The organism is Methylomagnum ishizawai (genome assembly GCF_019670005.1).
Lineage (GTDB): Bacteria > Pseudomonadota > Gammaproteobacteria > Methylococcales > Methylococcaceae > Methylomagnum > Methylomagnum ishizawai.
Map to the genome: position 1 here is coordinate 4,118,405 of NZ_AP019783.1, position 18,377 is coordinate 4,136,781.

19 protein-coding genes and 5 tRNA genes are annotated in these 18,377 nt (G+C 61.3%); 5 read left to right on the top strand and 19 right to left on the bottom strand.

Annotation, left to right across the window (positions count from 1 at the left end):
• Positions 1-171: 171 nt before the first annotated feature.
• The 18 genes from rplL to K5658_RS18605 all read right to left on the bottom strand — a co-directional run bounded on the left by rplL (position 172) and on the right by K5658_RS18605 (position 10,723).
• Positions 172-546, bottom strand: coding sequence for a 50S ribosomal protein L7/L12 (gene rplL, locus K5658_RS18520; protein ID WP_221064564.1), 375 nt, complete (start codon positions 544-546; stop codon positions 172-174).
• Between the two features lie 40 nt (positions 547-586).
• Positions 587-1,129, bottom strand: coding sequence for a 50S ribosomal protein L10 (gene rplJ / locus K5658_RS18525; RefSeq protein WP_221064565.1), 543 nt, complete (start codon positions 1,127-1,129; stop codon positions 587-589).
• Between the two features lie 210 nt (positions 1,130-1,339).
• Positions 1,340-2,035: a 50S ribosomal protein L1 gene (gene rplA, locus K5658_RS18530; protein ID WP_221064566.1), complete on the bottom strand. Its 696-nt coding sequence runs from the start codon at positions 2,033-2,035 to the stop codon at positions 1,340-1,342.
• Positions 2,035-2,466: a 50S ribosomal protein L11 gene (gene rplK / locus K5658_RS18535; protein ID WP_085211154.1), complete on the bottom strand. Its 432-nt coding sequence runs from the start codon at positions 2,464-2,466 to the stop codon at positions 2,035-2,037. Before rplK ends, rplA begins: the two co-directional genes overlap by 1 nt.
• Before the next feature lie 86 nt (positions 2,467-2,552).
• On the bottom strand, positions 2,553-3,086 hold the full coding sequence (nusG, locus tag K5658_RS18540; RefSeq protein WP_221064567.1) for a transcription termination/antitermination protein NusG: 534 nt from the start codon (positions 3,084-3,086) through the stop codon (positions 2,553-2,555).
• A gap of 4 nt (positions 3,087-3,090) precedes the next feature.
• Positions 3,091-3,471, bottom strand: a complete 381-nt coding sequence (gene secE / locus K5658_RS18545; RefSeq protein ID WP_221064568.1) for a preprotein translocase subunit SecE — start codon at positions 3,469-3,471, stop codon at positions 3,091-3,093.
• 45 nt (positions 3,472-3,516) lie between these two features.
• Positions 3,517-3,592 (bottom strand) — tRNA-Trp (locus tag K5658_RS18550).
• 59 nt (positions 3,593-3,651) lie between these two features.
• Positions 3,652-4,896 (bottom strand): elongation factor Tu, encoded by a 1,245-nt coding sequence (gene tuf / locus K5658_RS18555; protein WP_343223273.1) that lies wholly within the window; start codon positions 4,894-4,896, stop codon positions 3,652-3,654.
• A tRNA-Thr gene (locus tag K5658_RS18560) sits at positions 4,887-4,962 on the bottom strand. Before K5658_RS18560 ends, tuf begins: the two co-directional genes overlap by 10 nt.
• 19 nt (positions 4,963-4,981) lie before the next feature.
• Positions 4,982-5,055: transfer RNA gene (locus K5658_RS18565), tRNA-Gly, on the bottom strand.
• 14 nt (positions 5,056-5,069) lie between these two features.
• Positions 5,070-5,154 (bottom strand) — tRNA-Tyr (locus K5658_RS18570).
• Between the two features lie 42 nt (positions 5,155-5,196).
• A complete protein-coding gene (gene pth, locus K5658_RS18575; RefSeq protein WP_221064570.1) occupies positions 5,197-5,790 on the bottom strand; it encodes an aminoacyl-tRNA hydrolase in 594 nt (197 codons plus the stop codon).
• Between the two features lie 36 nt (positions 5,791-5,826).
• Positions 5,827-6,417, bottom strand: a complete 591-nt coding sequence (locus tag K5658_RS18580) for a 50S ribosomal protein L25/general stress protein Ctc (RefSeq protein WP_221064571.1) — start codon at positions 6,415-6,417, stop codon at positions 5,827-5,829.
• 48 nt (positions 6,418-6,465) lie between these two features.
• Entirely contained in the window at positions 6,466-7,419 is a 954-nt protein-coding gene (locus K5658_RS18585) for a ribose-phosphate diphosphokinase (RefSeq protein ID WP_221064572.1), read from the bottom strand.
• Positions 7,420-7,454: 35 nt separating this feature from the next.
• Positions 7,455-7,529, bottom strand: a tRNA-Gln gene (locus K5658_RS18590).
• A gap of 4 nt (positions 7,530-7,533) precedes the next feature.
• Positions 7,534-8,403 (bottom strand): 4-(cytidine 5'-diphospho)-2-C-methyl-D-erythritol kinase, encoded by an 870-nt coding sequence (gene ispE / locus K5658_RS18595; RefSeq protein ID WP_221064573.1) that lies wholly within the window; start codon positions 8,401-8,403, stop codon positions 7,534-7,536.
• Between the two features lie 3 nt (positions 8,404-8,406).
• Entirely contained in the window at positions 8,407-9,012 is a 606-nt protein-coding gene (lolB, locus tag K5658_RS18600; protein ID WP_221064574.1) for a lipoprotein insertase outer membrane protein LolB, read from the bottom strand.
• The gene (locus K5658_RS18605; protein WP_246628494.1) at positions 8,999-10,723 is read right to left on the bottom strand and encodes a tetratricopeptide repeat protein; all 1,725 of its coding nucleotides are present in this window, start codon (positions 10,721-10,723) and stop codon (positions 8,999-9,001) included. The genes lolB and K5658_RS18605 overlap by 14 nt, the downstream gene beginning before the upstream one ends.
• Before the next feature lie 252 nt (positions 10,724-10,975).
• Here K5658_RS18605 and hemA point away from each other — a divergent pair, with 252 nt between their 5' ends.
• The 5 genes from hemA (at position 10,976) to K5658_RS18630 (ending at position 15,494) form a co-directional block, all read left to right on the top strand.
• Entirely contained in the window at positions 10,976-12,238 is a 1,263-nt protein-coding gene (gene hemA / locus K5658_RS18610; protein ID WP_221064575.1) for a glutamyl-tRNA reductase, read from the top strand.
• A gap of 6 nt (positions 12,239-12,244) precedes the next feature.
• Positions 12,245-13,327, top strand: a complete 1,083-nt coding sequence (gene prfA / locus K5658_RS18615) for a peptide chain release factor 1 (protein WP_221064576.1) — start codon at positions 12,245-12,247, stop codon at positions 13,325-13,327.
• On the top strand, positions 13,324-14,196 hold the full coding sequence (prmC, locus tag K5658_RS18620) for a peptide chain release factor N(5)-glutamine methyltransferase (RefSeq protein ID WP_246628495.1): 873 nt from the start codon (positions 13,324-13,326) through the stop codon (positions 14,194-14,196). The genes prfA and prmC overlap by 4 nt, the downstream gene beginning before the upstream one ends.
• 16 nt (positions 14,197-14,212) lie before the next feature.
• Entirely contained in the window at positions 14,213-14,629 is a 417-nt protein-coding gene (locus K5658_RS18625; RefSeq protein ID WP_221064577.1) for a M67 family metallopeptidase, read from the top strand.
• A 97-nt stretch (positions 14,630-14,726) separates the two neighbouring features.
• A complete protein-coding gene (locus K5658_RS18630; RefSeq protein ID WP_221064578.1) occupies positions 14,727-15,494 on the top strand; it encodes a hypothetical protein in 768 nt (255 codons plus the stop codon).
• A gap of 48 nt (positions 15,495-15,542) precedes the next feature.
• On the opposite strand, the gene K5658_RS18635 is transcribed toward K5658_RS18630, so the two are convergent.
• Positions 15,543-18,227 (bottom strand): cation-translocating P-type ATPase, encoded by a 2,685-nt coding sequence (locus tag K5658_RS18635; protein WP_221064579.1) that lies wholly within the window; start codon positions 18,225-18,227, stop codon positions 15,543-15,545.
• Between the last annotated feature and the right edge of the window lie 150 nt (positions 18,228-18,377).

Here is an 18,377-nt window from a genome sequence, read left to right on the forward strand (position 1 = left end):
GTAGACATAGGACGCGGCTGGGAATTCTGGGGGAATAACGGACCGGACCGTTTAAAGTCGGATACACCGCTCCCGGAATAACTGCAAAATCATAATATTCGCAACGCGGAAAGGCCGGCAGCGGAACGCTGCCAGCCTTGAACCGGCGTTCTTGCTGGAACCAGGGGTCAATTACTTAATATTGACCGTGGCGCCCGCTTCGACCAGTTGCTTCTTGATATTCTCGGCGTCGGCCTTGCTCACGGCTTCCTTCACGGTGGAAGGCACGCCTTCGACCAAGTCCTTCGCTTCTTTCAAGCCCAGGCCGGTGATGGTGCGGATGACCTTGATCACATTGACCTTGTTTTCGCCGAAGCTGGTCATGATCACGTCGAACTCGGTCTGCTCTTCGACCGGAGCCGCCGCCGCCGCCGGGGCCGCAGCCACCGCGACCGCCGCCGCAGCGGAAACGCCGAACTTTTCTTCCATGGCGGAAATCAATTCCACCACTTCCATTACCGTCATATTGGCAATGGTTTCCAGGATTTCATCTTTAGATACTGCCATCGATCTGCTCCAAAATTTAACTTTCGATAGTACGAGACGCTCAAGCTGCTTCTTTTTGGTCTCGTATCGCCGCTACAGTGCGCACTAATTTGGCATGGGGTTCCGCCATGGTTCTGACGAACTTCTCGATGGGGGCTTTCATGACGCCCATCAGCATCGCCAAAGCCTGCTCCCGGTTGGGTAGCCTCGACAGACGCTCGAGTTCGGACGGACCATATTGCTTGCCGCCGACCGCCACCAATTTCACCACCAGCTTCTCGGCGACCAGCTTGTCGCTCTGCTTGAGGAAATCGCTGACGACCCTGGCCGCCGCACCCGGATCTTCCAGCGAAAACGCCAAGATCAAAGGTCCGACCAAGCCTTCTTGCATGCAAGCAAAAGCGGTCCCTTCGACCGCCCTGCGGGCCAGGGTGTTTTTCACCACCCGCAGGTAAACGCCCGACTCCCTCGCGCTCTTGCGGAGCTGGGTCAAATGGGCGACGGTCAAGCCCCGGTATTCCGCCGCGACGGCGGAATGGGCTTTAGCGGCAACAGCGGCGACTTCCGCGACGACAGCGATCTTGTCATCAAGTCTCAGTGCCACTTTTCATCTCCGAATAATTATCTGAACAGTTTGGGAACCATTCAGAGCCAGCAAAACATCCCGGAGGATGCCCATTACGGCTTCTGTATAACCATTTAGGTTTCAGTACACCGTCTACGCGGGTTTTCATGATTAAGCGCCCTAGGGCACGCCCGCGGTCTTTGACGGTTACCGGTGTGCCTAGGCTTCCGGTAACCCAAAGTCCAAGAATTACGCGGCCAGACTATTTTGATCGACAGGGAGGCCCGGCCCCATCGTAGTGGATACGGTGATCTTCTTGAGATAGATACCCTTGGAAGTCGCCGGTTTGATTTTCTTCAAATCGGCCAATAGGGCTTCCAGGTTTTCCTTCAAGGCATTCGGCTCGAAATTAACCTTGCCGATAGTGGAATGGATAATACCTTTCTTATCCGTGCGATAACGGACCTGACCGGCTTTCGCGTTCCTGACGGCACCCGCCACATCGGCGGTCACGGTGCCCACCTTGGGATTCGGCATCAAACCACGCGGACCCAAGATTTGGCCCAACTGGCCTACGACCCGCATGGCGTCGGGGGACGCGATCACCACATCGAAATTGAATTCCCCCGCTTTCACCTGGGCGGCGAGATCGTCCATACCCACGATATCCGCACCCGCCTCCTTGGCGGCTTCGACATTGGCCCCTTGGGTGAAAACGGCCACACGCACGTTTTTACCCGTACCATGTGGCATCACGGTCGCGCCACGGACAGCTTGGTCGGATTTTCTCGGATCCACGCCCAAGTTGATCGCAACATCGACGGACTCGACGAATTTGGTACTCGCAACCTCTTTCAGAACCACGAAAGCTTCTTCAATCGCATAGTTCTTGCCGGGTTGGACTTTGCCTTTGATTAATTTGGCTCTTTTGGTCAGCTTGGCCATTACACTCCCTCCACTTCCAATCCCATGCTACGGGCGCTGCCCGCGATGGTCCGCACAGCCGCGTCGACGCTGGCGGCGGTCAAATCCGGCTCTTTGAGCTTGGCGATTTCGACCAATTGATCGCGGGTGATTTTGCCAACCTTGTTGGTATTGGGATTGCTGCTTCCTTTAGCCAAGCCAATCGCTTTTTTAATCAGAACCGTGGCGGGAGGGGTTTTGGTGATGAAAGTAAAACTACGGTCGCTGTAAACAGTAATGACGACCGGCAACGGCAAACCTTTTTCGACACCTTGGGTGGCGGCATTGAAAGATTTGCAGAACTCCATAATATTGACACCGCGTTGACCTAGCGCCGGACCGATAGGCGGGCTAGGATTAGCTTCTTGAGCTTTTACCTGTAACTTAATATATCCGGTTATCTTCTTAGCCATTGATTACTCCGATGGGTCTAGCGCCGCGAGGCTCCCCAAATGATTAGCGCTTCGATAGCGCTGATAGCAGCGGCGATCTTTGCCGACTACCCTTTCTCTACTTGACTAAAGTCGAGTTCCACTGGCGTAGAGCGGCCAAAAATCAATACGGAAACCCGTAGTTTGCTTTTTTCGTAGCTGACTTCTTCAACTACGCCATTAAAGTCCTTGAACGGACCTTCGACGACCCTAACCACTTCGCCGACTTCAAACAATACCTTGGGTTTGGGCTTGGTAGCGCCCTCTTCCACCCGGTTTAAAATCGCATCGGCTTCGGCGTCGCTAATCGGGGCGGGCTTATCAGAAGTACCGCCTATAAAACCCAAAACCCGGGGGACTTCTTTCACCAAATGCCAAGTTTCTTCATTCAACTCCATTTGAACCAGTACATAACCCGGAAAGAACTTACGCTCGCTTTTACGCTGCTGGCCCATTCTCATTTCGACCACTTCCTCGGTCGGAACCAGGATTTTTCCAAAATACTGCTCCAAGCCGGAACGCTTTATCCTTTCTTCAAGGGAACGCTTGACCTGATTTTCGTAGTTGGAGTAGGAGTGGATAACGTACCATCTAAGGGACATACGGCTATTTCCCCGCAGTTCCAGTTAGCGAACTAATCCCCCAAAACAGGAACATATCCAGCAGCCATAGGATAATACCCACCAGGAACACCAAAGCGACCACAACCAAGGTTGATTGAATGGTTTCCTGCTTGGTGGGCCAAACCACTTTGCGAACTTCGATCTGAGATTCTTTCAAAAAACCCAGGAATCCCTTTCCAACCGGGGTTGTCAATACGGTCGCGATGGCGGCGATTGAAAATGTGAGCACACCCAGCACCCGGTATACAAGCAATTGGCTGGAAAAATAGTGATAACCGGCTATCCCGGTAACCAGCAAGACAACGGCCAATACCAGCTTCGCCGTATCGAACGCCGATGCACCCGACTCCGCCCGAGCAGCCATAATATCCTTGATTATATGAATGGGATTACAGGGAAAGGAAAAAGGTGGCAGGCCAGGAGGGGCTCGAACCCCCAACCTGCGGTTTTGGAGACCGCTGCTCTACCAATTGAGCTACTGACCTACGCTTTTTACCCTGAGAGGCGGGGCTCCCCGACCGGGAAGCCCTGATACCAAAACTTATTACTCGATGACCTTGGAAACGACACCCGCGCCGACGGTCCTGCCGCCCTCGCGCACCGCGAAGCGCAGACCCTCTTCCATGGCGATGGGCGCGATCAGCTTGACGGTGATCTTGACGTTGTCGCCCGGCATCACCATCTCCACGCCCGACGGCAGCTCGACCGAGCCGGTCACGTCGGTGGTGCGGAAGTAGAACTGTGGCCGGTAGCCGTTGAAGAACGGCGTGTGGCGCCCGCCCTCGTCCTTCGACAGCACGTAGATCTCGGCCTCGAAGTGGGTATGCGGGGTGATGGTGCCGGGGGCCGCCAACACCTGGCCGCGCTCGACATCCTCGCGCTTGGTGCCGCGCAGCAGCACGCCCACGTTGTCGCCCGCCACGCCTTCGTCCAGCAGCTTGCGGAACATCTCCACGCCGGTGCAGGTGGTCTTGGTGGTGTTGCGGATGCCGACGATCTCGACTTCGTTGCCGACCTTGACGATACCGCGCTCGACACGCCCGGTCACCACGGTGCCGCGACCGGAGATGGAGAACACGTCCTCGATGGGCATCAGGAACGGCTTCTCGATGTCGCGCTTCGGCTCGGGGATGTAGCTGTCGAGGGCGTCCACCAGCTTGATGATGGCGGGCACGCCGATGTCGCTCTGGTCGCCTTCCAGCGCCTTCAGCGCGGAGCCGATCACGATGGGGGTGTCGTCGCCAGGGAAATCGTACTTGGACAGCAGTTCGCGCAGTTCCATCTCGACCAGTTCGACCAACTCGGCGTCGTCGACCATGTCGGCCTTGTTCAGGAACACCACGATGTAGGGCACGCCGACCTGGCGGGCCAACAGGATGTGTTCGCGGGTCTGCGGCATGGGGCCGTCGGCGGCGGAGCAGACCAGGATCGCGCCGTCCATCTGCGCCGCGCCGGTGATCATGTTCTTCACGTAGTCGGCGTGGCCGGGGCAGTCCACATGGGCATAGTGGCGGCTGGGGGATTCGTATTCGACGTGCGCGGTGGCGATGGTGATGCCGCGGGCGCGTTCCTCGGGGGCCGCGTCGATCTGGTCATAGGCCTTGAACACCCCACCGAAGCGCTCGGCACCGATCTTGGTGAGCGCCGCCGTCAGGGTCGTCTTGCCATGGTCCACATGGCCGATCGTTCCCACATTCACATGCGGCTTGGTACGTGTAAATTTCTCTTTGGACATCCGCCAACACCCCTTACTGTTTTTTGCCGAGATATGCGAAAAACTGGAGCCCATAACCGGACTTGAACCGGTGACCTCTTCCTTACCAAGGAAGTGCTCTACCGACTGAGCTATATGGGCCGAAACTCTACGTCGTCACTGGAGCGGGTGATGGGAATCGAACCCACGCCATCAGCTTGGAAGGCTGAGGTTCTACCATTGAACTACACCCGCGTTCAAAACAAAATTGGTGGAGGGGGAAGGATTCGAACCTTCGAAGGCAGAGCCGTCAGATTTACAGTCTGATCCCTTTGACCGCTCGGGAACCCCTCCGAGCAAGTGAGTCCCGTATTTTCTATGGATCGCCCGCGCCTGTCAAGCTTTTTTCTTGGGCTCGGAATGCAGGCGATTCATCAAGCCCGCCAAATTCCCCGCGACCAATTCCGGGACCGAATCGGCCACATTCGAGATCGCCGCCTCGATCAGCCCGGCCTCGGCCCGGGATGGCGCACCCAGCACATAGGGCACCACCGCATCGCGGTCGCCGGGATGGCCGATGCCGAACCGGAGCCGGTAATAATCCGGCGTTCCCAGGTGGGCCAGGATATCGCGCAATCCATTATGGCCGCCATGCCCACCCCCACGCTTGAGCCGCGCCACACCGGGCGGCAAATCCAGTTCGTCGTGCGCGACCAGGATTTGCGCGGGCTCGACCTTGAAATACTTCGCCATCGCGCCCACCGCCAAACCGCTGCGGTTCATATACGTGGTGGGCTTCAGCAGCAATAGCGTGTCCCCGGCCAATTCGAGCTTGGCGGCCAGGCCATGGAAACGCGGCTCCTCGCGGAAGCCCAAGCGGTAACGGGCGGCGATGGCGTCCAAAAACCAAAACCCGGCGTTATGCCGGGTTTTTTCGTATTGGGCGGTGGGATTGCCCAATCCGACCAGGAGTTTGAAGTTAGCGGGCATACCGCCTGATCCCAGGCCCGTGGTTCATGGGAGCAATCAACCCGCCTCGGCGGCGCGGGTGGTCTGGATCACCGCGACGGGGGTGTCGTGCTCGGGGCCGTGCAGCAAGGCCACGATCTGGACCCCGACCGGCAACTTGAGATCGGAAAGATGCACGGATTCGCCGATATCCACGTCCGCCATATCGACCTCAATGAACTCGGGCAACTGGCTGGGCAGGCAGGTCACTTCGACATCCACCAGGTTGTGGTTGACCACGCCGCCCTTCTTCACGCCGACCGAGGTTTCCTGGTTGACGAAATGCAGGGGCACATGGACCTTGATCTTGTCGGATTCGCTCACCCGCTGGAAATCCATGTGCATGATGATCGGCTTGCTGGGATGGCGCTGCAACTCCTTGAGGATGGCCTGTTCCTGCTTATCCCCGATATTGAGCGTGAGGATATGGGAATACGTGGCCTCGTTCTCCAGGGCTTTCACGACCTTGTTATGCTCGAGGATCAAGCTGACCGGCTCGCCGCCGCCGTACAGCACGGCGGGCACCTTGCCCAGGTTCCGCAAACGGCGGGCGTCGCCCTTGCCGGTGTTGGTCCTCACTTCCGCATCGAATACAAAACTGCCTGCCATCTTTCTCTCCAAAATACTCTTAGCAGTGAATAAAAAAGCCGATTGCCATCAATCGACGTACATGGAACTCACGGATTCGCCCACCGCGATGCGGCGTATGGTTTCCGCCAGCATCTCGGCCACGCTCAATTGCCTGATCTTGGGGCATTGCTCGGCGTCCGGGCGCAGGGGGATGGTGTCCGTCACCACCAATTCGTCCAACACCGAATTTTCGATGTTGTCCACGGCCCGCCCCGACAACACGGGATGGGTGCAATAAGCCACCACCTTGGTGGCCCCATGGTCTTTCAGGGCGCCCGCCGCCCGGCACAGCGTGCCCGCCGTGTCCACCAGGTCGTCCACCATGATGCAGGTGCGGCCTTCGACATCGCCGATGATGTTCATCACCTTGGCCTCGTTCGGCCTGGGGCGGCGCTTGTCGATGATGGCCAGATCGGCGTCGTCCAAGCGCTTGGCCAGCGCCCTGGCCCGGACCACGCCGCCCACGTCGGGGGAAACCACCATCAAATCGGGATATTGCTGCCGCCAGACATCGCCCAACAGGATCGGCGAGGCGTAGACATTGTCCACGGGCACATCGAAAAAACCCTGGATCTGGTCGGCGTGCAGATCGACCGTCAACACGCGGTCGGCCCCCGCCGCGCAAATCATCTTGGCGACCAGTTTCGCGGAAATCGGCACCCGCGCCGAACGGATGCGGCGATCCTGCCGCGCATAGCCATAATAGGGGATGACCGCCGTGATGATGCCCGCCGACGACCGCCGGAAGGCGTCGATCATGATCAGCAGTTCCATGAGGTTCTCGCTGATCGGAGAGCAGATGGGCTGGACGATGAAAACCTCGCGCCCGCGCACGCTTTCCTCGATCTCGAAGGAAATCTCGCCGTCGCTGAAGCGTCCGATGGACGCCATCCCCAGGCGCATGTTGAGCTTATGGACGATGCCCTCGGCCAGGGGCAGATTGGCATTCCCCGAGAACACCATGAACGAGGTGTCGGTCATTCGAGCAACTCCAAACAGGATTGAGCCGGTGTGAATGGCTGGGGCGCCAGGATTCGAACCTGGGAATGCCGGGATCAAAACCCGGTGCCTTACCGCTTGGCTACGCCCCAATATTCAAGATCGCCGGGAACCGGGGTCCAGCCCCAGCGCCCGCTGTAGAGGTGACAGGTTCTCGCCTTTGGCGACGAATGCGGACCTGGTCGATCCCAAATCCGTTGCCGCTTGCCGGGCTTGCCGCTCATCGGCGAAGGCCGCGAACACACAGGCTCCGGTTCCGGTCAGCCTGGGTTCCGAGTAGCGGGAGAGATCATCCATGGCCGCACCGATCTCGGGGTATAACTCCATGACCACCGGCAGGCAATGATTCTCCTGCCGCCCCGCGAGAAAGTCCGCTATTGTGATGGGTTTGTTGTCCCGTGTCAAATTCGGCGAAGAGAAAACAGTGCCGGTCGCGACGTGGCAAGGGGGCACGACCACCACATACCAAGGCTCGGGCAGGTCCAGCGGGGTCAGCCGTTCGCCGACACCTTCGGCCCAGGCACTCCGGCCATTCACAAAAACCGGCACGTCCGCGCCCAGTTTCAAGCCCAAATCCATCAGCGCCTCGACGCTCAACCCCGTATTCCATAGGCGGTTCAGGCCGACCAAGACCGTCGCGGCATCGGAACTGCCGCCGCCCAAGCCACCGCCCATCGGCAGGTTTTTTTCGATGCCGATATCCACCCCGGCACGGGTTCCGGTGGCGGCAGCCAAGGCCCGCGCCGCCCGCACGGTGAGGTCCGCTTCGGGCGGGACGCCCGGCAAGGGCGTTTTTAGGTGGATTTCCCCATCGGTGCGCCGGCCCAGGGTAATCCAATCGCAGCGGTCGATGAATTGGAACACGGTCTGCAAGAGGTGGTAGCCATCCCCGCGCCGTCCTACGATCCTGAGCAGCAGATTGAGCTTGGCCGGGGCCGGCAAGCGTAAGGTTTCGATTTCTTCCACGGCTTAACCTTTGATTTCCCAGGTGTCGGCGACGATTTTCAGTTTCACCCCGGAGCCTTGGACCCGGAGTTTCCGGGGCAGCGGATGGCCGTTGGCCTCCATGTATTGATCGAGGCGCACCATCCAGCCGGATTGGCGGAATCCGCCGACAGCGCCCTCTTCCGCGGGCAACGGGGTGGATTCGAGGCCGGGGTCGGGGATGCCCAATATCCAACTCCGCAGGCTGGACAAGGGCACCGCGAACCCCAGGCGTTCCCGCAAGGCCGCGTCGGGATCGCGGGAAAGCCGGGTGACGCCGTTGCCCTCGTTGATGTAGATCAGGTCTTTTTGCAGCACGATGGAAATCATGCCCTGGCTCAGGGGGCCGGAAATCCGCAGCCGGTCCTGGGCCGGTTCATGCTCCCAAAACAGATTGGCCTGCCAAGCATCATGGGCGGTCTGGATACCGATCCGGCCATCCATGCGCCAAGCCTTGAGCGCGTAGAGCGCCGCCCGGTCGGCTTCCACCGCGGGTGCCGGGGTGCCCGTCCCGCGGAACCACGCGCAGCCCGGCAAAACCATCAGCGCGGCCAGCAACAGGGCCGCGCCCCATCGCTTATTTGAAGGCATCCTTGTAGCGCGCCCTGACCTTCTTCACGGCGTCCTGGTCCGGGTCTTTCTTGATCGCTTCCCTCCAAACCTTCTTGGCCTCCTGGCGCTTGCCCGATTCCCACAACACCTCGCCCAGATGCGCCCCGATCTCGGGATCGCGCACCAAATCATAGGCGCGGCGCAGATAATCCAAAGCCGCCGGATGATCGCCCAACCGGTATTGCAGCCAGCCATAGCTGTCCAGGATGGCCGGGTCTTCGGGCTTCAATTCGATGGCCTTGTCCAGATAGTCCTTGGCCTCGTCCAGGCGCACATTGCGGTCCACCAAGGTATAGCCCAGGGCGTTCAGCGCATTGGGATCGTCCGGGTGTTTTTCCAAAACGGCCTGCAAATCGGCTTCCAGCACATCGAAGCGGCCCAGTTCCTCGGCGACCAAGGCCCGCGCATACAACAACTCCAGTTGTCCCGGCAGTTGCTCCAAGGCTTCGCTCAATAACTCGAAAGCGGCGTCGTAGTCCTTGTTCTTCGACAGCAATTCCGCTTCCAGCAGATAGAGCCGCAACGCCTCGTTGGGGAACGCCTTGCGCACCTGGCCCAAACGCTGGCGGGCTTCGCCCATGCGCCCCAGATTGATGAGCGCCGTGATGGCATTGACCTGGGCGTCGAATTGCAAGGGGCCGGAATTGATCTTGTCGAACCAGCGCAGCGAATTATCCAGGCGCTCGCGCTTGGCCTCGATCAAGCCCAGATAGAAATAAGCCTGGGACTGCCATTTCGAGACCTCGGTCAGTTCCAGGAAATACTGCTTGGCCCGGTCGACCTGGCCCATTTCCATCAAGGTCGAGGCCAGGGCGAAGCGGGCGTCGTGGTTATCCGGCTCCTTGTCGAGGATGCGGGATAGCTCGCGTTCCGCCATCTTGAAATCGCCGGTCTTGGCCAGGAATTGCGCATAGATCAAACGCAGGCGCATATTGCCGGGCTCGGCCTTCAACGCCCGTTGCACGGCGTCCCGTGCCGCCTTGGAATCGCCCATCTGCGACATCACCTGGGCCTGCAACAAACGGGCGCGGCTCCAATCGGGATGCAGGGCCAAGGCGCGTTCGGTTTCTTCCAAGGCCAGTTGATGCTCGCCCTTGCCGCTCGCCAGCAAGGCGTAGGCGAAATGCAATTCCGCCTCGCGCGGGAAATGCCCGACCAATTGCTGCATCGCCGCCAAGGCTTGTTCTTTCGGCAACTCGGCGTCCAGCCATTTGACCAGTTCGATTAAGGTGTTTTCGAGGTCGGGATTGGGCAGGGCCAGCAAGGCTTGGAATTGCGCGATGGCCGCGTCCACCTGCCCGGTCTTCAGCAGCAGCATGGCGGCGACGCGGCGGGCGGAAACGCTTTTGGGATCGCGCTCGGACCAGAGTTGGGCGGCTTCCAACGCCTTGTCGCTGTCCTTGAGATACAAGGCGATTTGGGTGGCGCGCTCGGCGATTTGGGGGTCGGGGTCGCGGCGGGCCACTTGCAGATAATTCTTGAGGGCCACTTCGTATTGCCCACGCTGCCCGGCCAGTTCGGCGGCGAGCAGCAGGTAGACCAGTTCCGAATCCCGCTCGACAGGCCGGGCGCTCGTCCTGAGGTCGCTCTCCATGCCGCCGTCGGCACCTTTGCGCGACATACCCAAACCGGCGCAACCCGAGATCAAGAACGCCCCGGCGCAGGCCAAATAGACCAATCGTTTCACCACGGTGATGGAATCTCTGAATCGAAATAAAGGAAAATTGGAGTCGCCTCGACAAGGGTTGGTTTCCGCTGCGTTCCCGGAAAAGCGCACCCCCGGAAGGCGTATCCACACGATGGAGGAGTTCGAGGACAACGGGCACGGCGGGGATTTTAGCCTTCCTTGACGAGTGGCGACAAATTTACCGGGGTTCGATTGGCCCGGCCCCCGCTTTTTTCCTAGAATTATATTCTTAATAAAGTCGAATACAGTGAATCCATGGGCATCTTGACCTTGGGGCTGAACCACAACACCGCGCCGGTCTCGATCCGGGAACGCTTGGCCTTCCCCGCCGAGCGCCTGCACCACGCGCTGCAAGGGCTGATCCAACTCCCGGAAGTCCGCGAGGTGGCGATCCTCTCCACCTGCAACCGCACCGAAGTATACTGCGGCGCCGAAACCCCAACCCCCCACGAAACCCTGATCGATTGGATCGCCCACGAACAGCGCCTGCGGCGCGAGGATTTCCAGCCCTTCCTCTATACCCATCGCGGGGCCGATACCATCCGCCATATGTTCCGGGTGGCTTCGGGGCTGGATTCGATGATCCTGGGCGAGCCGCAAATCCTGGGCCAGATGAAAACGGCCTACCAATCCGCCGCCGAGGCCGGCACCCTCGGCAAGACCCTGGGCAAGCTGTTCCAACATACCTTCAGCGCCGCCAAGAAAGTCCGCACCGATACCGCCATCGGTTCCAGCCCGGTGTCGGTGGCCTTCGCCGCCGTGCGCCTGGCGCAGCGCATCTTCGACGACCTGAGCCGCCAGACCGCCATCCTGATCGGGGCCGGGGAAACCATCGAACTCACCGCCCGCCATCTGGCCGAAAACAAGATCGGCGAACTCATCATCGCCAACCGCACCTACGACAAGGCCCACGCCCTGGCCCAACAATTCAACGGCTTCGCGATTTCGCTATCCGAACTCCCCAAGCATCTGGCGCGGGCCGATATCGTGGTCGCCTCCACCGCCAGCCCCCTGCCCATCCTCGGCAAGGGCAGCGTCGAGAGCGCCATCAAGGCCCGCAAACACAAGCCGATGTTCATGGTGGACCTGGCCGTGCCGCGCGACATCGAGCCGGAAGTCGAACAATTGCGCGATGTCTACCTCTACACCGTGGACGACCTCCGCAACACGGTCGAGGAAAACCTGCGTTCGCGCCAGGAAGCCGCCTTGCAGGCCGAGGAGATCATCGACACCGAAGTCGATCATTTCCTGGCCTGGCTCAAGGCCCAAGGCGCGATCACCACCATCCAGGATTTCCGCAAACAGGCCGAAACCTTGCGCGACGAGGCCCTCGCCAAGGCCCTGCAAGCCCTCAAGTCGGGCCGTCCGCCGGAACAAGCCTTGGAACTCCTCGCCCACCTGCTGACCAACAAGCTGACCCACACCCCCAGCATCCAATTGAAACAGGCGGGCATCTACGAACGGCACGACCTCATCGCCGCCGCCCGCGAAATCTTCCAACTGAAAGACGGCACATAAATCTTCGTGAAACCCTCCATCCTCCAGAAACTCGAACACCTGTCCCAGCGTTTCGAGGAAATCACCGCGCTGCTCGCCGAACCCGAAATCCAAAGCGACCAGGACCGCTTCCGCGCCCTGGGCCGCGAATATGCCCAGCTCAATCCGGTGGTGACTTGCTTCCGCAATTACCAGGACACCCTGGACGCCCTCGCCTACGCCCAAGACCTGCAACAAGACCCGGACCCCGAAGTCCGCGCCCTCGCCCAGGAAGAACTGGACGAAGCCCAAACCCGCCGCGACGGCTTGGAACAAGCACTGGAAATCCTGCTGCTGCCGCGCGATCCCAACGACGAACGCAATATCTTCCTCGAAGTCCGGGCCGGCACCGGCGGGGCCGAGGCGGCGTTGTTCGCGGGCGATCTTTGCCGTATGTACATGCGCTACGCCGAGCAAAAAGGCTGGAAAACCGAAGTGGTCGGCGAGAGCGAGGGCGAACTCGGCGGCTACAAGGAAATCATCGTGCGCATCAGCGGGCAGGAGGTGTATTCCCGGCTGAAATTCGAGTCCGGCACCCACCGCGTGCAGCGCGTCCCGGCCACCGAGGCCCAAGGCCGCATCCACACCTCGGCCTGCACCGTCGCCATCCTGCCGGAAGTGGAGGAAGTCGAGATCGACATCAACCCGGCGGACCTCCGGGTCGATACCTACCGCGCTTCCGGGGCGGGTGGCCAGCACGTCAACCGCACCGATTCGGCCATCCGCATCACCCATATCCCGACCGGCATCGTGGTCGAATGCCAGGACGAGCGTTCCCAGCACAAGAACCGGGCGCGGGCCATGTCGCTGCTGAAATCGCGCATCCTCTCGGCGGAACAGCAAAAGCAGGACGCCGAAATCGCCGCCTCGCGCAAGCTCCAGGTCGGTAGCGGCGACCGTTCCGAGCGCATCCGCACCTACAACTTCCCCCAGGGCCGCCTCACCGACCACCGCATCAACCTGACCCTGTACAAGCTCGAAGCCATCGTGGCGGGCGACCTCGATCCGGTGATCGAACCCTTGATCCACGAGCATCAGGCGGAATTGCTGGCGCAATTGGCGGCGGAATGAACCCGCCCATACCGACGCTGGAACAGGCGCTCCAATCCGCCATCGACCGCCTCGCCCCGTTCACCGACACCCCGCGCCTCGACGCCGAAGTCCTGCTCTGCCACAGCCTGGGCCGCGACCGCGCCTATCTGCGGGCCTGGCCGGAACGGGAACCGACCCCCGGACAAGCCGGGCGCTTTTGGGATTGGATCGAGCAACGGGCGGCGGGAATGCCCATCGCCTATCTGATCGGCGAACGGGAATTCTGGTTGCGGGATTTCATCGTGCGCCCCGGCGTGCTGATTCCCCGCCCCGAGACCGAATTGCTGGTGGAACTGGCCCTGGCGCGGATTTCCATCCAGGAGTCCGCCGCCATCCTCGACCTCGGCACCGGCAGCGGCATCATCGCCGTGACCCTCGCCGCCGAGCGGCCCAGGGCTAGCGTCACCGCCATCGACCTCAGCCCCGAAGCCCTCGCCGTCGCCCGCGAGAACGCCGTCCGCCACGGGGTGGCCCATATCCGCTTGTTGCAAGGCGCTTGGTTCGGGCCTTTGGCCACCGACGAGCGCTTCGACCTCGTCGCCAGCAATCCCCCTTATATCGCCGAGCGCGACCCGCATTTGGCCCAGGGCGATTTGCGCTTCGAGCCCGCCTTGGCCCTGGCTTCCGGTCCCACGGGACTGGACGCCCTGACAACCATCGCGGCGGGTGCCCGCCACCATCTCAAACCGGGCGGGCATTTGTTGCTGGAACATGGCTACGACCAAGCCGCCGCCCTGGCCGATCTCCTGGCCGCGCATGGCTACGCCGACATCGCCCATCACCACGACCTGCAAGGCCATCCGCGCACCACCACGGCGCTTTGGCCCGGCCTTGCCCCATCCGCCTAAAACCTTCGGAGCGCCCATGTCCTACGCCCCCATCGCCCTGCCCCGCCACTTGGTCAACCAATTACTGCATTACGCGCAATCTTCCCCGGAACAGGAAATCTGCGGCCTGATCGGCGGCAAGCACGGCCAGCCCACCACCTGCTACCCCATCCGCAACACGGCGGACGACCCGGAGCGCCGCTACCGCCTGGACCCCGAGCAACATATCGGCGTCCTCCGCGCCATGCGCGAAAAGGGCGAAGAACTCTTCGCGATCTTCCATTCCCACCCCGCAGCCCCCGCCGAACCTTCCGCCACCGACTTGGAACTCGCGGCCTACCCGGAGGCGCTGTATCTCATCGTCTCGCTGGACACCAAGGGGGTATTGGAATTGCGGGGTTTCCGCATCGACGGAGAAAAGCGGGCGGTCGAGGTGGAATTATTACTCGGCTGATTCCACGCCACCTCCCCGGCGGTTTCCGGGGGAAATCCCCCCGCCATGAATACCCACCCCGCCCGGCCAAGTTTCCCCCGCCACCCTGGATTCGCCCATGAGTAAAAGACTGATATTCACCATCACGACCGGCCGGTCCGGCTCCAAATACATCACGCAAGTCTTGCGTGCCAATGGGGTACAAGCTTTCCACGAACCGGCCCCCAATTTCGTGGAAGTGATGCGCGATGCCCAAAGGGACTCCCGGCTGGCCCGCGATTTCTGGAAATATTACAAACTGCCCCATATCGAATCCCTCAAATCCCACCCCAATGGACATACCTATTTTGAATCCAGCCATATGTTCTGCAAAGGCTTTGTCGAACCGCTCCTGGATTTGGGGGTGATACCCGATATCCTGATCTTGAAGCGCGACAACCGGGCGGTGGCCCTCAGCCTGCTCAGGCTGGAAACCGTACCCGACATCACACCGCTGGGGCTGAAATGGTTGCTCAGCCCCAACGATCCGCACGTTTATAAGCTCATCCCCAAAAAACCATGGACCCCTTATCAACTATGCTATTGGTATACCCTGGAAACCGATAGGCGCGCCCGCTATTACGAAAGATACCTATCGGGTTTGGGGGCCGCCATCCTCAAAATCGAATCCAAGGATTTGTTCGAGGAAAACCCCGCCTGCCTACAAAACCTATCCACTTTCTTTCAAACGGAGATTTCCCTGGAACGCCAGCCGGAATTGAGAACCAGCGCCTTCATGCAAAACAAGCGCAAGGATATGAAGCTATCGCTTTCCGAGACCATGACCGAGGCCGATTTCGAGCGGATGGAACAGGAGGTCAGGGCAAGCCTCATCCCGCTGGAATAATCACCACTTATAAGACTCTTGGCGGGTATCGCCCAGAAACCCGGCGGGTTATCCCAAGCCCCACCGCCGCACCCCCCACTTCGCCAATTCCAATACCGGCACCAGGGTCAAGGCCGCGCCCACCACCCTGAGTCCATCCGCCGCCGTCAGGGGCAGCGTGCCGAACAAGTCTTGCAGGAACGGCAGGTACAGCACCAAGCCCAGCAGCGCCAACTCCCATAGCACCGCCAAATTCAGCCAGCGGTTGGCGAAAGTGCGGTGGAACACCGAGCGGTGGTCCGAACGGAACTGGTAAGCCTTGACGAACTCGGTCACGACCAGGGTGGCGAACACCAGGCTCATGGCTTCGGCCTGGGGCCGGCCCTCGCGCAAGGCCCAGACGAACACCCCCAAATTCACCAGGGTGGACCACAAGCCCCCCACCAGCATCAGCAGCAACACCGGCAGGCTGAAAATACCGCGTTTGGGATCGCGGGGCGGACGCGACATCAAGCCCTTGTCGAGCGGATCGACCGCCAAGGCCACGGCGGGCAGGCCATCGGTGGCGAGATTGACATAGAGGATTTGCACCGCGCTCAAGGGCAGGGGCAAGCCGGCCAGGGTCGCCCCCGCCATCAGGCCGATTTCGCCGATGTTCGAGGACAGCAGGTACATCAGGTATTTCTTGATATTGCTGAAAATCCCCCGCCCCTCTTCCACCGCCGCCACGATGGAGGCGAAATTATCGTCGGTCAGGGTCATGGCGGCGGCTTCCTTGGACACATCGGTGCCGGTCACGCCCATGGCGATGCCGATATCGGCCCGTTTCAAGGCGGGCGCGTCGTTGACCCCGTCGCCGGTCATGGCGACCACCCGCCCCAGGCTTTGCAAGGCCGCGACCACCCGCAGCTTATGCTCGGGCGAAACCCTGGCATAGACCTCGATCACCGGCGCGGCCAGGGCCAGCTTGGCCTCGTCCATCGTGTCCAGCTCGGCCCCGGTCACCACCCGGCCATCCTTGAGGATGCCCAGTTCGCGGGCCACGGCGCGGGCGGTCATGGGATGGTCGCCGGTAATCATCACCACCTTGATGCCGGCCTGGGCGCAGGTGGCGATGGCGGCCTTGGACTCGGGCCGGGGCGGGTCGATCATGCCGACCAAGCCCAGGAAGCACAGCCCGGTTTCCGCGGTCTCGGCTTCCGTGTTCGATTTAGCGGCGATGGCGAGGACGCGCAGCGCCTGCACCGCCATGCGCTCGGCCTCGGATTGGATGCGGGCGCGGGTGCCGCTGTCCAGCGGGGTTTCGCCGCGTGGTGTCAGCCAATGGGTGCAGGACGCCAGGATCACCTCCACCGCCCCCTTGGCGCAGGCGAGCAAACCACCCTCCGGGTCGGTGTGCAGCGTGGTCATGCGCTTGGATTCGGAGGTGAAGGGGATTTCGGCGACGCGGGGGAAGCGGGCTTCGAGTTGGGCTTTGTTGGCCCCGGCCTTGGCGACCGCGACCAATAGCGCGCCCTCGGTGGGATCGCCCTTGACCTCCCAGCGCCCGCGTCCGGCCCGCAGCAGTTCGGCGTCGTTGGCCAGGGCCATCGCGCCCAGCAAGGCCGACAGGGGCGGCGTGATCTTGACCTCGTAGCCGCCGGACACGATCCGCCCCACCGGCTCGTAACCCACCCCGGTCAGGCTGAGGGTTTTCCCGGCCACCCACAGCTTGCGCACGGTCATTTCGTCCTTGGTCAGGGTGCCGGTCTTGTCCGAACAGATGACCGAGGTGCAGCCCAGGGTTTCCACGGCGGGCAGGCGGCGGATCAAGGCGTTCCGCGCCGCCATGCGGTGGGCGCCGATGGCGAGTGAAATCGTGACCACGGCGGGCAGGGCTTCCGGCACCACCGCCACCGCCAGGGCGATGCCGAACAGCAACATCCCGTGGAAGTCCGCCCCGCGCAGCATCCCCGAAACCACGATGGCGACCACGATCAACAAAGCCACCCCGGCCAGGACGCGCCCGACCTTGTCCAAACTGCGCTGCAAGGGCGTATCGCGCTGGGCCGTGGCCCGGAGCAGGCCGACGATGCGGCCAAATTCGGTGCCCATCCCGGTGGCGACCACCACGCCCCGGCCCCGGCCATGGACCACCGCCGTGCCGGCATAGGCCATGTTGCCGCGGTCGGCCAAGGCGGCTTGGGGATCGGGCAAGGCTTCGGCCTGTTTGGTGGCGGGTTCCGACTCGCCGGTCAGGGGCGCTTCGTTGATCTTGAGGTTCACCGCTTCGATCAGGCGCAGATCGGCGGGGACGCGCTTGCCGGTCTGCAAGCGCAACACATCGCCCGGCACCAGCCGCTCGGCCGCGATCTCGATGAATTTGCCATCGCGCAGGACCGAGGCGGTGGGGGCCGCCAATTTCTGCAAGGCTTCCATGGCCCGTTCGGCGCGGTATTCCTGCACACAGCCCAGCACCACGGCCAGCAGCACGATGGCACCGATCACCACCGCCTCGACCTCGTGCCCGACATAGACCGAGAACCCTATCGCCAGCAGCAGGATGAAAACCAGGATGCTCTTGAACTGGGCCAGGAACACCCCCGGCAAGGACACGCCGCGGCCCCGCTCGATACGGTTGGGACCGTATTGGGCCAGACGGCATCCGGCCTCCGCCGCGCCCAGGCCTTGGGACCGGGCCTCCAACCGGGCTAAGACCGCATCGAGGCTCAGGCTGTGCCAATCCGGTGGCGGGGCCGAGGATCGGGATTTCATGGGGAATACTCCTACGGGAAGGCGGATTGGGAAAGTTGCCGAGAATTTACCCGAGAAGCCCGCCCGCCGCCTCAAGCATTTTCACACTGGACCTGATACGCAAATCCCCGGTTTAATCACATCTTGTCCGCGACAGGCGGAATGAACCGC